This is a genomic window from Streptomyces monashensis (assembly GCF_001866665.1).
GTDB classification, from domain to species: Bacteria; Actinomycetota; Actinomycetes; order Streptomycetales; family Streptomycetaceae; genus Streptomyces; species Streptomyces monashensis.
In genome coordinates this window covers 24,782-37,564 of sequence record NZ_MLYO01000008.1, presented here as the reverse complement: position 1 = coordinate 37,564, position 12,783 = coordinate 24,782, and the positions used below count along the sequence as shown (strand labels likewise).

Genomic DNA, 12,783 nt, shown 5'->3' with positions numbered 1-12,783 from the left:
GCGGTGGCGACCACGCTGATGAGGGCCAGTTCGGCCCGGCGGCGACGCTCCAGCAGCCAGTGCGGGAAGTAACTGCCCTGACGCAGCTTGGGAACGGCGAGTTCGACGGTGCCCGCACGGGTGTCCCACTCGCGAGGGCGATATCCGTTGCGGTGGTTGACTCGCTCGTCGCTGACCTGCCCGTATTCAGCATTGCAGAGGGCATCGGCCTCGGCGGACATGAGCGCGTCGGCGAACGTCTTGACCATCGCGCGCAGCAGATCGGGACTCTCCGCGGCGAGGTTGTCCTCCGCGAGCGCATGCAGGGGCAGACTGTCCGGTGCGGTCATCGTGCTGATCTCCTTCGTGACTCGACATCTCGAAGATCAGCCGGTGGCCGTTCATCTATGCGGGCGTCACCCCGACGCGGGAGCAAACCCCCGGATCAGGTCGAACCCGTACACCACTTCTCTGGACGCAACCATGTCTCGCTCAAGCTCAGCAAAGGCGACCATCATCGTGAAGAAGAACTTGCCCTCACCCCTCGGGGAGTAGCTACCGGCCAGCGTGCCCGTCAGAATCCGAAGCGCGATCCCCCGGGCGTGCAGATCCTCAGCGATCGTGAGCACGTCCTTCGTGGAACGGCCCAACCGGTCCAGCTTCCAGACGGTGAGGGTGTCGCCCTCACGCATGTAGTCGAGAGCAGCGAGCAGCCCGGCACGGTCGGCGTTCTTGCCGGACGACACTTCGTCATACCGCCGACGAAACGCGAACCGAAGTGCGACACCATGCCTGACTCTAGACATAGCCGCCGGCGGCACCCCAGGAGGGCACCCGCATCCCCGGAGCGCCCAACGGCCCGCCGCCGGGGATTACCGACAACGGGCCGTGAACGGCGCTCAGGCGCCTACTTGGCTGGTGCTTCTGCCCAGTGCACAGTCACCCGATCCTCCGTGTTCGCGTTCCGGCCACGGCCGACGGACTTAGCGATGGTGATGCGGTCGAGGAAGAAAGCCAGGAAGCTACGTCGCTGCTCCAGGTCCCAACTGCCCCACGTCGATTCCGGCCCGATGGGGTCACCCTCCGAGGCCGTCCACTCCGAGGGGATGACCACGGTGCCGCTCTCATCCCGCCCCAGCTCAGCTACGCGCTCACTCACGCGAGCCTCATGGGCAGTCAGCCGCTCGACGGATTCAGCGAACATGGCCGTGCCGGTCGCCCCGGCGTACAGCCCTGCCTGCCGGTCGGCGTACAGCGTGCGGAGGGCTTCCCGTACGTGCTCCAACTCGGCTCGTGCGGCGGCTAGTTCGGCCTGCCGTTCGCCCGTGTCTGCCTGGGCAGCGAATCGGCGCGCTGCCTCCTCAAGCCATTCCAGGTCTTCACGGTCCTCGGGGTCCAGCGCAGTCAGGCGCGACCACACGGTGCGGGCGACCACATCGTCGGCGGCCTCCATGTTGATGGCCAGGCCACCATGTCCCGGCACAGCGCCGGACTGGGCCCGGTTGCACCGGTAGAGCTGCTTGCCGTTGCGTCGGTCGGTCACCATGGACGATCCGCACACCCCACAGAACAGCATCCCTGCCCCGCCGAGCAGCGACGGCACAGACCGGCCAGCCTGCCTCACAACCTGCGGCGTACGGCCGTCTAGAACATCCTGAAGGCGCCACCAGTCGTCTGCGGGAACGATGCCCTCGTGTGCTATCAGGGGAGCGCCGGAAGCGTCGCGCAGAATGACTCGCTTGGTGTCCTGGCGTTCAGCGGCATAGCCAGCAAGGCGAGGGTCACGCAGGATGCGCAGCACGGTCGAGGACACCCACGCAGTGCGCTCCAGCGGCTCACTTATGCCCCTGCCCCGCCGGGCGGCCACGCGCGCTGTCATGTCCGCCGCTTTGGTCGGCACGCCGTCTGTGTTCAGCCTGCGGGCAATGGCAGACGCGGCTACGCCGGACAACGCCCACTCGACCATCTGGCGCACGTGCGGTGCCTCTGCCGGGTCCGGGACCAGCTTGACCGCCACCAGGTCCCCGCGCGGCTCACGGCTTGACTGGAAGCCGTACGGGGCCATGCCGGACACATGGGAGCCAGCAGCGCGCAGGGTCTCTTTGGTCGCCGTGATGTACGCCGACTTCAGGTCTGACTCTTGCTGAGCCAGCGCAGCGATGAGGCCGAAGATCGCAACGCCCATGGGAGTAGACGTGTCCAAGTAGGGCTCTTCGACGCTGACGAGCAGTACGCCGTATTTGGCAAGTTCCTCGTTGATCAGCATCGCTTCGAGGGCGCCCTGTCGGGTGAGCCGGGACAGCGAGAAGACAACCACTGCGTCTACGTGTCCGGCGCGAACGGCGGACATCATCTCTTCGAACGCGGGGCGGACCACTTTGGGGTCCCAGCCGGATTTTCCCACGTCAGCGAAGTGACCGGCGTTGTCCCAACCCTTGGCCGTGATCAGCGCCTCGCACTTGGTCCGCTGTGCTTCGGGGGACGACGCGGAGTCGTCCTCACGCTTCCTTGACTGTCGGATGTAGGACACTGCGCGCACATGGTCCAGATCAGGGGTCCAGTCGGGGCCCCGTTTGACGAGAGGTGTCATGTGCCTAGCGTAGTAAAAATCAACGTGCTGACCGTGCCCGCCGAGCAGCGGGAGGTGCTGGAGAAGCGGTTCGCCTCGCGCGCCCACGCGGTGGAGAACTCCGACGGCTTCGAGTGGTTCGAGCTGCTGCGGCCCGTCGAGGGCACCGACACCTACCTCGTGTACACGCGCTGGCGGGACGAGGAGTCGTTCCAGGCCTGGATGGAGGGGCCGATGAAGGCCGCGCACCAGGGTGGTGAGGGCGCCGAGCGGCCCCGGCCGGCTGCTTCCGGTTCCACCCTGTGGTCCTTCGAGGTGGTGCAGCAGGCGGGGCCCAAGCAGGCCTAGCCGTACCCGCCTAGCCGTACCCGCCCGACCGTACGCGCCCGGCCGCGGGCCGGGGTCAGCCCTCGGCCCGGGTCAGCCCTCGGCCCGGGTCAGCCCTCGGCCCCGGTCAGCCGTCGGCCCGGGCCAGTTCCAGTTTCGGGAAGGCCACCGGCTCGGGAGAGCGGCCCGCTTGCAGGACGTAGGCCCGTCCCGTCTCCTCGCCCGCCGTGATCCCGGCGACCGACGCCGCGATCTCGGCGGGCTCGGCCAGGGCGAGACCCTGGGCGGTGATGTACTCGACGGCCTCCGGGCGCAGGATCGGGGTGCGGACGATGCCCGGGCAGACGGCGTTGATCCGCACGCCCTTGTCCTGCCAGGCCGGGGCGAGCGAGCGCACCAGTCCGATCACGCCGTACTTGGTCGCCGCGTAGACGGGGTCGAAGGGTGCCGCGCCGACCCCGGCCATGCTGGAGGTCACCAGCAGCGAGCCCCCGCCGTGCGCGGCCAGCGCGGGCAGCGCAGCGTGCAGGCCGTACATCACGCCGTGCAGGTTGACCGCGAGGACCCGGTGCTGGCGCGCCCTGTCGTAGTCGTCCTCGCCGAATCCGCCGCCGTCGCCGATCCCGGCGTTCAGGTGCACCACGTCCAGCCCGCCGTAGGCCGCCACGGCGGCGGCGATCAGTGCGAGGTTGTCGGCCTCCCGCGTGGTGTCGGTGCGGACGAACAGGCCGTCCACCTCCCGCGCCACGGCCGTGCCGCCCGCCTCGTCGACGTCCGCGACGACCACGTGCGCGCCGAGCCCGCCGAAGTGCCGGGCGACCGCCGCGCCGATCCCGCTCGCCGCCCCGGTGACCACCACCACGTGTGCCATGTCCGTGGACCTCTCCCGCCGGTCGCCGCCCGTGCCGCTCACGCCGCTGCCGCCGTGGCGGCCTCGTCGCGGACGGCGGCGATGCGGGACGGTGCCCGGCCGTAGCGCCTGCTGAAGATCTCCAGGCCCACGAAGAGCGCCACGTACTGGAGCGTGGTCACCAGCATCACCGAGTCGATGGGCAGGGTGTAGGCGAGCACCACCCGGACGACGGAGTCCAGCAGCAGGCCCATGCCCCAGACCGCGGTCAGCAGCCGCATCAGGCGGCGGAAGGTCGGTGACGTCCGCCAGTTGCGCTCCAGCTCGGCGCGCCGGTTCCCGCGGGCGACCGACGACAGGAGCCGGAAGACGACCGGCTGCCCGCGCAGCAGCGTGCCCAGGAACACCAGCCCGACGACGCCCGTCATCCAGCCGTCCTTCGCGAACATGAACCGCGGGCTTCCCGTCACCGCCGACAGCGCCGCGCCCAGGGCCACCATGCTGAGCACCAGGATGCCCAGCGTTCCCACGCGGCGCTCGCGCACCACCGTCAGCAGCGCCTCCGCCGTGGGCGGTACGGCGCTCGCCACCACCGCCCACCACAGGCCGACGCCGGCGGCGCGCAGGCCGTAGAACACGGCCAGCGGCGCGGCGACGTTCAGCAGCAGGCTCTGCGCCAGCAGCCTGTTCGGCGACCCGTCCCCCGTGGAACCCGCGTGCCCGTTCGCGGCCGTGTCCGCCGCGTTCATGTCCATCGTGCTCATGTCCTTCCCCTCTCCTGCGCGTTCCTCGTTCGCGTTTCCGGTGTCTTCGACGCTACGGAGCAGGGGGCGTGCGGACCGTGCGTCCACCTGCCGAACGGGGGTGGGGCCAGACCCACCCCCCGCTGGGTCCGGGCACACCCCGCCCGGCCGCCGGGTGGGCCACACTGGGCCCATGACCACCCCCGCCGGACGCGTTGGCGGCTCCGTTCTGCGCCGCCTCGGCGGACGTCACCGGGAGCTCGGGTACTGCTGGGCGATCGGCTGGTGCGGCCTGGCGGCCCTCGCGGTGTTCTGTGTCGCCCTGCCGGTCCGGCTCCTCGGCGGCGACCCGGAGCGCGGGCCGCTGCGCGCCGTGCGCACGCTCGCCGTGACCTACCGCCGGGTCAACTACCGTCGGCTGCCCGGGCATCGGGGCGGCACGGCGATCCCAAGCCCCTATCTCGCCGACCGTCCGCCGCACGAGGACCCGGCGAACCGCCGCGACCTGCTCTTCCTCGCGCTGGAGCCCTGGGTCGCGCTGGTGCTGCTGCTGGTGCCCTCCGCGATGGCCTGGTACGGCCTGTTCGGCCTGCTCGCCCCGGGCGTCGCCGCGCTCTTCGACCGCCATCGCGGCCTGTTCGACGGGCCGGTGCTCAGCCGTCCGGCCGTGGGGATCCCCGGTGGCCTGCTGCTGTACTACGCGGCGCTGCGGCTGTCCGGTCCGGCCTGCCGGCTGCACGCGGACCGCTGGCTGCCCGTGCTGCTCGGCCCGGCCCCTTCCGTCGCCGCCGAGGTCGCGGCCGAGGCGGAACGGCGCCGGCTGGCCGAGCGGGTCGCGGAGCTGACCGAGACCCGGCTCGCCGCCGTGGACAGCCGCGAGGCCGAACTGCGCCGTATCGAGCGGGACCTGCACGACGGCGCACAGGCCCGGCTGGTCGCTATGGGCCTCGCCCTCGGCGCGCTGGAGACGCTGATGGAGACCGATCCGGAGCGGGCGCGTGAGCTGGTGCGGCAGACGCGCGAGAGTTCGGCGCGCGCCCTGACGGAACTCCGCGCGCTGGTACGGGGCATCCACCCGCCGGTGCTGGCCGAGCGCGGGCTGGTCGACGCGCTGCGGGCGCTCGCCCTGGACGCTCCGCTGGCGGCCGAGGTGGACGCCGGCGGGCTGCCGGGGCGCCCGGAGGGGCCGATCGAGGCGGCGCTGTACTTCGCCGTCGCCGAACTGCTCACCAACGCGGCCCGGCACGGCGACGCGACGCACGCGCGCGTGGAACTCGCCCACACCGGCGAGGTGTTGCGCTGCACGGTGTGGGACGACGGGAGCGGGGGCGCGCACGAGGAGGACGGGCCGGTGCTCGGGGCGGGCGGCAGCGGACTGCGGGGCATCCGCCGCCGGTTGTCGGCCTTCGACGGTACGCTCGGCATCGACAGCCCGGACGGAGGGCCCACTCTGGTGACGATGGAGCTGCCGTGCGTGTTGTCCTCGCGGAAGACCTCTTCCTCCTCAGGGAGGGGCTCTGCACCCTCCTGACGGCCCATGGGTTCACCGTCGCCGCCGCCGTGGCCAGCGGGCCGGAGCTGCGGCGGGCGCTGGCCGAGGAGGAGCTGGACGTCGCGGTGGTGGACGTACGCCTGCCGCCCACCTTCACCGACGAGGGCCTGCAGGCCGCGCTGGAGGCCCGGCGCAGCCGTCCGGGGCTGCCCGTCCTCGTGCTGTCGCAGCACGTGGAGCAGTTGTACGCGCGCGAGTTGCTGGCGGACGGCACCGGCGGGGTCGGCTATCTGCTCAAGGACCGGGTGCTCGGCGCCGCCGAGTTCGTGGACGCCGTACGGCGCGTGGCGGACGGTGGTACGGCGATGGATCCGGAGGTCGTGGCCAGGTTGCTGGGCGGCCGGCGCCGTGACGATCCGCTCGCCACGCTCACCCCGCGCGAGCGGGAGGTGCTGGCGCTGATGGCCGAGGGGTACTCCAACGCGGCCGTCGCCGCCCGGCTGTTCGTCAGCGAGAGCGCCGTCGGCAAGCACTCGGCGAGCATCTTCGCCAAGCTCGGCATCACCGCCTCGGACGAGACCAACCGCCGGGTGCTGGCCGTTCTGGCGTATCTGAACGGCACACCGCGCGCGTGAGACAGAGCGCCCCCTGCCGGTGCGGGCGGGGGGCGCCGTGGGTCATCGGGGACCGGGTGTCACTTCACCGGTTCGGGCTCCGGCTCGTTCTCGCTCTCCGTCTCGCCCGCCGGGTCGACCGGCGTCCGGACGGAGTCGAGGAGGAGCTGGGCGACGTCCACGACCTGGATGGACTCCTTGGCCTTGCCGTCGTTCTTCTTGCCGTTGACCGAGTCGGTCAGCATGACGAGGCAGAACGGGCAGGCGGTGGAGACGATGTCCGGGTTGAGGGAGAGGGCCTCGTCGACGCGCTCGTTGTTGATGCGCTTGCCGATGCGCTCTTCCATCCACATCCGGGCGCCGCCGGCGCCGCAGCAGAAGCCCCGTTCCTTGTGGCGGTGCATCTCCTCGTTCCTGAGGCCCGGGACCTTGCCGATGATCTCGCGCGGGGGCGTGTAGATCTTGTTGTGGCGGCCCAGGTAGCAGGGGTCGTGGTAGGTGATGATGCCCTCGACCGGGGTGACGGGGACCAGCTTGCCCTCGTCGACCAGGTGCTGGAGCAGCTGGGTGTGGTGGATGACCTCGTAGTCGCCGCCGAGCTGCGGGTACTCGTTGCCGATGGTGTTCAGGCAGTGCGGGCAGGTGGCGACGATCTTCTTGGCCGACTTCGGCTTCTTGGACTCGGCGGTGACCTTGCCCTCGTCGTCCAGCTCCTCGCCGAACGCGGTGTTGAGGGCCATCACGTTCTCCATGCCGAGCTCCTGGAAGAGGGGCTCGTTGCCGAGGCGGCGGGCGGAGTCGCCGGTGCACTTCTCGTCGCCGCCCATGATCGCGAACTTCACGCCCGCGATGTGCAGCAGCTCGGCGAAGGCCTTGGTGGTCTTCTTCGCGCGGTCCTCCAGGGCACCGGCGCAGCCGACCCAGTACAGGTACTCGACCTCGGTGAGGTCCTCGATGTCCTTGCCGACGACCGGGATCTCGAAGTCGACCTCCTTGGTCCACTCCAGGCGCTGCTTCTTCGCCAGGCCCCAGGGGTTGCCCTTCTTCTCCAGGTTCTTGAGCATCGTGCCCGCCTCGGACGGGAACGCGGACTCGATCATGACCTGGTAGCGGCGCATGTCGACGATGTGGTCGACGTGCTCGATGTCGACGGGGCACTGCTCGACGCAGGCGCCGCAGGTGGTGCAGGACCACAGGACGTCCGGGTCGATGACGCCGTTCTCCTCGGCGGTGCCGATCAGCGGGCGCTCGGCCTCGGCCAGAGCCGACGCGGGGACGTCCTTCAGAGCCTCGGCGGAGGCCTTCTCCTCGCCCTCCGCGTTCTTGCCGCCGCCGGCCAGCAGGTACGGCGCCTTGGCGTGGGCGTGGTCCCGCAGGGACATGATCAGCAGCTTCGGGGAGAGCGGCTTGCCGGTGTTCCACGCGGGGCACTGCGACTGGCAGCGGCCGCACTCGGTGCAGGTGGAGAAGTCGAGCAGGCCCTTCCAGGAGAAGTGCTCGATCTGGGAGACGCCGAAGACGTCGTCCTCGCCCGGGTCCTCGAAGTTGATCGGCTTGCCGCCGGAGGTCATCGGGAGCAGGGCGCCGAGCGAGGTCTCGCCGGTCGCGTTGCGCTTGAACCAGATGTTCGGGAACGCGAGGAAGCGGTGCCAGGCGACACCCATGTCGGTCTTCAGGCCGACCACGATCATCCAGATGAAGGAGGTCGCGATCTTCAGGCCGGCGAAGAAGTAGGTGAGGTTCTGGAGGGTGGAGACGTCCATGCCCTTCAGCCACGCCACGACCGGGTACGAGATGAAGAAGGAGGCCTCGTAGCCGTCGACGTGGTGCTGGGCGCCTTCGAGGGCGTGCAGCATGAAGATGCAGACGCCGACGATGAGGATGACGGTCTCGACGAAGTAGGCCTGGCCGGCGTTGGAGCCGGCGAAGCGGGACTTGCGGCCCGGCTTGTTCGCCTTGCTCAGCTGGCGGACCACGACCAGGATCGCGATGCCGAGGATCGTCGTCGTGCCGACGAACTCGACGAAGACGTTGTACGGCGCCCAGTCGCCGATGACCGGCAGGATCCAGTCGGCCTTGAAGAGCTGGCCGATGGCGTTGACGATCGTCAGCAGCAGCGTGTAGAAGCCGACCGCCACGAACCAGTGCGCCACACCGATGACGCCCCAGCGGTTCATCCGGGTGTGGCCGACGAACTCCCTGGCCACGGTGAGGGTGCGCTGAGCGGGGTCGTCGGTCCGCGTCCCGGCCGGTACCGACTGGCCGAGCCGCATGAAGTTGTAGATCTGGAGGAGGGCGCGGCCGAACAGTGCCACGCCGACCACGATCAGGACCAGCGACACGATGATCGCGGCGAGTTGCATTGGGGCTCCTGAGGCGGCCTGAGTCAGCTGGGCAACATTACTAAGCGGTAACTTATGGAGTCCGTCCGAGACTACCTCCATCTTCCGCCGGGATGCAGTAGAGCACGGGGTGATCTGGGTCGCCGAGCCGCAATCGGATCGTGTTATTCATACCGATTTGATACTTTCGCCCCTACCGTGGTGCAGTGCTCTACGGGATCGCCGCCGCCACCGCCGCCCTCCTGCTCACCGCCGTGCTCACGGCGCTGCTGCGGGGAGTCGCGCTGCGGGCGGGCATTGTCGACCGTCGTATGCAGCGCCGTACGCCGCTGCTCGGCGGGCTCGCCGTGGTGACCGTCACGTGTCTCGTCGCCTGGGTCGGGGAGTCGACCCGGATCGCCCTGCTCGGGAGAGGAGTCGGCCGGCTGCTGGTCGCCGCCGCCGCGCTCGCCGCGCTCGGCCTGGTCGCCGACGTGTGGCGGCTACGCGCGCGCGTGCTCGTCGCCGGTACGGCCGTGGCGGCGGCGTGTGTCGTGCCGTACGAGGAGACGGGCGTGGCGGGCGGGCTCCTCGGCATCGCCTGGATCGTCGTCGCCTCCCTCGCCTTCAAGGGCCTCGACCACGTGGACGGGTTGGCGGGGACCGTCGGGGTCATCACCGCGTTCGGCGCCGGGGCCTGCGCCGCCGCCGAGATGCTGGACGGGCTGGCCGCGCTGCTGAGCGTGTTCGCCGCCGCCCTGACCGGCTTCCTGATGCACAACTGGCCGCCCGCGCGGATCGGGCTCGGCTCCTGCGGCGCGCTGTTCACCGGCTTCCTGCTGGCGTCGTCGCTCGTCCTCACGCGCGCGGGCTACGGCCTCGCGGCCAGCTCGGCCGTGACGGCGTGCTTCGGTGCCGTCGCCGCCGCCGACGCGCTGCTCGTCCTGTTCGCCCGGCTGCTGGCCCGGCGCCCGCTGCTGCGGCGCGGCCCCGACCACCTCGCGCACCGGCTGCGCCGGCTCGGGCTCACCCCGGCGGGCTCCGTCGTGCTGCTGGGCGCCGGCTCCTTCTCCACGGTGCTCGTGGGGGTGCTCGTGCACACCGGTTGGACGGGGGAGGAGGCCGCGCTGTGGGTGGCCGGAGGGGCGCTGCTCGTCGTCGGCGTACTCCTTCGTATCCCTGTCCAGCGGTCCCGGGGGACGGAAACCATGCAGGTCAGCGGCCAGTTGCGTGTAAGGAACGGATAAGACTTGAGTCCTGCCGACTCAGGTCTGTTGACCCGGCGCGGGGAGTCGTGCACACTTGAGTCCGTTCCACTCAAGTCAGCTGGAGGAATCAACCATGGCACGTGCGGTCGGCATCGACCTGGGCACGACTAACTCCGTCGTCAGCGTTCTGGAGGGCGGCGAGCCCACCGTCATCACCAACGCCGAGGGCGCCAGGACCACGCCGTCCGTCGTCGCCTTCGCCAAGAACGGCGAGGTGCTCGTCGGCGAGGTCGCCAAGCGCCAGGCGGTCACGAACGTGGACCGGACCATCCGCTCGGTGAAGCGCCACATGGGCACCGACTGGAAGATCGGGCTGGACGGGAAGGACTTCAACCCGCAGCAGATCTCCGCGTTCATCCTGCAGAAGCTGAAGCGCGACGCCGAGGCCTACCTGGGCGAGAAGGTGACCGACGCGGTCATCACCGTCCCGGCGTACTTCAACGACTCCGAGCGTCAGGCGACCAAGGAGGCCGGCGAGATCGCGGGCCTGAACGTCCTGCGCATCGTCAACGAGCCGACCGCCGCCGCGCTGGCGTACGGCCTCGACAAGGACGACCAGACGATCCTCGTCTTCGACCTCGGCGGCGGCACCTTCGACGTGTCCCTGCTGGAGATCGGCGACGGCGTCGTCGAGGTGAAGGCCACCAACGGCGACAACCACCTCGGTGGTGACGACTGGGACCAGCGCGTCGTCGACTACCTGGTCAAGCAGTTCCAGTCCGGTCACGGCGTGGACCTTTCCAAGGACAAGATGGCCCTCCAGCGCCTGCGCGAGGCCGCCGAGAAGGCCAAGATCGAGCTGTCCTCGTCCACCGAGACCTCGATCAACCTGCCCTACATCACGGCGTCCGCCGAGGGCCCGCTGCACCTGGACGAGAAGCTCACGCGCGCCCAGTTCCAGCAGCTGACGGCCGACCTGCTGGAGCGCTGCAAGACGCCGTTCCACAACGTCATCAAGGACGCCGGCATCTCCATCAACGAGATCGACCACGTCGTCCTCGTCGGTGGCTCCACCCGCATGCCCGCCGTCGCCGAGCTCGTCAAGGAGCTGACCGGCGGCAAGGAGGCCAACAAGGGTGTGAACCCGGACGAGGTCGTCGCCATCGGCGCCTCGCTCCAGGCCGGTGTCCTCAAGGGCGAGGTCAAGGACGTCCTGCTCCTCGACGTGACCCCGCTGTCCCTCGGTATCGAGACCAAGGGCGGCATCATGACCAAGCTGATCGAGCGCAACACCACGATCCCGACGAAGCGTTCGGAGATCTTCACGACGGCCGAGGACAACCAGCCGTCGGTGCAGATCCAGGTCTACCAGGGCGAGCGCGAGATCGCGGCGTACAACAAGAAGCTCGGCATGTTCGAGCTGACCGGCCTGCCGCCGGCGCCCCGCGGTGTCCCGCAGATCGAGGTGTCCTTCGACATCGACGCCAACGGGATCATGCACGTGACCGCCAAGGACCTGGGCACGGGCAAGGAGCAGAAGATGACCGTCACCGGCGGCTCCTCGCTGCCGAAGGACGAGGTCGACCGGATGCGCCAGGAGGCCGAGCAGTACGCGGAGGAGGACCACCGCCGCCGCGAGGCCGCCGAGTCGCGCAACCAGGGCGAGCAGCTCGTCTACCAGACGGAGAAGTTCCTCAAGGACAACGAGGACAAGGTCCCGGGCGAGATCAAGACCGAGGTCGAGGCCGCCGTCGCCGAGCTGAAGGAGAAGCTCAAGGGCGAGGACACCGCCGAGATCCGCACGGCCACCGAGAAGGTCGCGGCCGTCTCGCAGAAGCTGGGCCAGGCCATGTACGCCGACGCCCAGGCCGCGCAGGGTGCCGCGGCCGGCGGTGACGCCGGTCAGCAGGCCAAGGCCGAGGACGATGTCGTCGACGCCGAGATCGTGGACGACGAGCGCAAGGACGGTGCCGCGTGACGGAGGAGACCCCGGGCTTCGAGGAGAAGCCCGACGTCCCCTCCGGCGCGACCCCCGACGACGCCGAGCCGAAGGCCGCCCCCGAGAAGGGGGCGGCCCCGGCCGGGGACGGAACCGCAGACGTGGGCCTGGTGGCCCAGCTGGACCAGGTGCGCACGGCGCTCGGCGAGCGCACGGCGGACCTCCAGCGCCTCCAGGCCGAGTACCAGAACTACCGCCGCCGGGTCGAGCGGGACCGGATCACGGTCAAGGAGATCGCCGTCGCGAACCTCCTGACCGAGCTCCTGCCCGTACTCGACGACATCGGCCGCGCGCGGGAACACGGCGAACTGGTCGGCGGCTTCAAGTCGGTCGGCGAGTCGCTGGAGACCGTGGCGGCCAAGCTGGGCCTCCAGCAGTTCGGCAAGGAGGGCGAGCCCTTCGACCCGACGATCCACGAGGCCCTGATGCACTCCTACGCGCCGGACGTCACCGAGACGACCTGCGTGGCGATTCTCCAGCCCGGGTATCGCATCGGCGAGCGCACCATCCGCCCCGCGCGGGTGGCCGTCGCCGAGCCGCAGCCCGGTGCGCAGACCGTCAAGGCCGACGGAGCCGAGGACACGTCCGAGGCGAAGAAGGCCGGTGCCGGCGACGACAAGGAGAACGGTGGCCCGGAGGAGGGCTGACGTCATCACCGCAGACAGGAAGGAGGGACGTCGG

12 protein-coding genes are annotated in these 12,783 nt (G+C 70.1%); 6 read left to right on the top strand and 6 right to left on the bottom strand.

From position 1 onward, the window contains the following. From BIV23_RS01445 to BIV23_RS01435, 3 genes are all read right to left on the bottom strand, one after another. The coding region (locus BIV23_RS01445; protein WP_177239643.1) for a transposase at nucleotides 1-329 on the bottom strand (329 nt) is incomplete at its 3' end. A 66-nt stretch (nucleotides 330-395) separates the two neighbouring features. Beyond that, on the bottom strand, nucleotides 396-725 hold the full coding sequence (locus BIV23_RS01440) for a recombinase family protein (protein ID WP_071378850.1): 330 nt from the start codon (nucleotides 723-725) through the stop codon (nucleotides 396-398). Nucleotides 726-886: 161 nt separating this feature from the next. Further along, complete coding sequence (locus BIV23_RS01435) at nucleotides 887-2,569, bottom strand: recombinase family protein (protein ID WP_071378849.1); 1,683 nt, start codon at nucleotides 2,567-2,569, stop codon at nucleotides 887-889. Here BIV23_RS01435 and BIV23_RS01430 point away from each other — a divergent pair, their 5' ends adjacent. After that, on the top strand, nucleotides 2,570-2,896 hold the full coding sequence (locus BIV23_RS01430; RefSeq protein ID WP_245790281.1) for an antibiotic biosynthesis monooxygenase family protein: 327 nt from the start codon (nucleotides 2,570-2,572) through the stop codon (nucleotides 2,894-2,896). Nucleotides 2,897-3,002: 106 nt separating this feature from the next. Here BIV23_RS01430 and BIV23_RS01425 read toward each other — a convergent pair whose 3' ends face one another. Continuing rightward, nucleotides 3,003-3,746 (bottom strand): SDR family NAD(P)-dependent oxidoreductase, encoded by a 744-nt coding sequence (locus BIV23_RS01425; RefSeq protein ID WP_071378852.1) that lies wholly within the window; start codon nucleotides 3,744-3,746, stop codon nucleotides 3,003-3,005. Between the two features lie 38 nt (nucleotides 3,747-3,784). Further along, the gene (locus BIV23_RS01420) at nucleotides 3,785-4,489 is read right to left on the bottom strand and encodes a VC0807 family protein (RefSeq protein ID WP_071378847.1); all 705 of its coding nucleotides are present in this window, start codon (nucleotides 4,487-4,489) and stop codon (nucleotides 3,785-3,787) included. A 172-nt stretch (nucleotides 4,490-4,661) separates the two neighbouring features. Between BIV23_RS01420 and BIV23_RS01415 the strand changes: the two genes are divergently transcribed. Together BIV23_RS01415 and BIV23_RS01410 are read left to right on the top strand one after the other, a co-directional pair. After that, nucleotides 4,662-5,999: a sensor histidine kinase gene (locus BIV23_RS01415; RefSeq protein WP_071378846.1), complete on the top strand. Its 1,338-nt coding sequence runs from the start codon at nucleotides 4,662-4,664 to the stop codon at nucleotides 5,997-5,999. Beyond that, nucleotides 5,939-6,595 carry a response regulator transcription factor gene (locus BIV23_RS01410; RefSeq protein WP_071378845.1) on the top strand — a complete coding sequence of 219 codons (657 nt, stop codon included), beginning with the start codon at nucleotides 5,939-5,941 and terminating at the stop codon, nucleotides 6,593-6,595. The genes BIV23_RS01415 and BIV23_RS01410 overlap by 61 nt, the downstream gene beginning before the upstream one ends. Nucleotides 6,596-6,654: 59 nt before the next feature. Here the strand turns inward: BIV23_RS01410 and BIV23_RS01405 are convergent, their stop codons facing one another. Continuing rightward, nucleotides 6,655-8,937, bottom strand: a complete 2,283-nt coding sequence (locus BIV23_RS01405) for a (Fe-S)-binding protein (RefSeq protein ID WP_071378844.1) — start codon at nucleotides 8,935-8,937, stop codon at nucleotides 6,655-6,657. Between the two features lie 185 nt (nucleotides 8,938-9,122). Between BIV23_RS01405 and BIV23_RS01400 the strand changes: the two genes are divergently transcribed. From BIV23_RS01400 to grpE, 3 genes are all read left to right on the top strand, one after another. Then, nucleotides 9,123-10,142, top strand: a complete 1,020-nt coding sequence (locus tag BIV23_RS01400) for an MraY family glycosyltransferase (protein WP_071378843.1) — start codon at nucleotides 9,123-9,125, stop codon at nucleotides 10,140-10,142. A gap of 94 nt (nucleotides 10,143-10,236) precedes the next feature. Beyond that, nucleotides 10,237-12,081 (top strand): molecular chaperone DnaK, encoded by a 1,845-nt coding sequence (gene dnaK, locus BIV23_RS01395; protein ID WP_071378842.1) that lies wholly within the window; start codon nucleotides 10,237-10,239, stop codon nucleotides 12,079-12,081. Continuing rightward, nucleotides 12,078-12,749: a nucleotide exchange factor GrpE gene (gene grpE, locus BIV23_RS01390; protein WP_071378841.1), complete on the top strand. Its 672-nt coding sequence runs from the start codon at nucleotides 12,078-12,080 to the stop codon at nucleotides 12,747-12,749. The genes dnaK and grpE overlap by 4 nt, the downstream gene beginning before the upstream one ends. Nucleotides 12,750-12,783 lie beyond the last annotated feature (34 nt).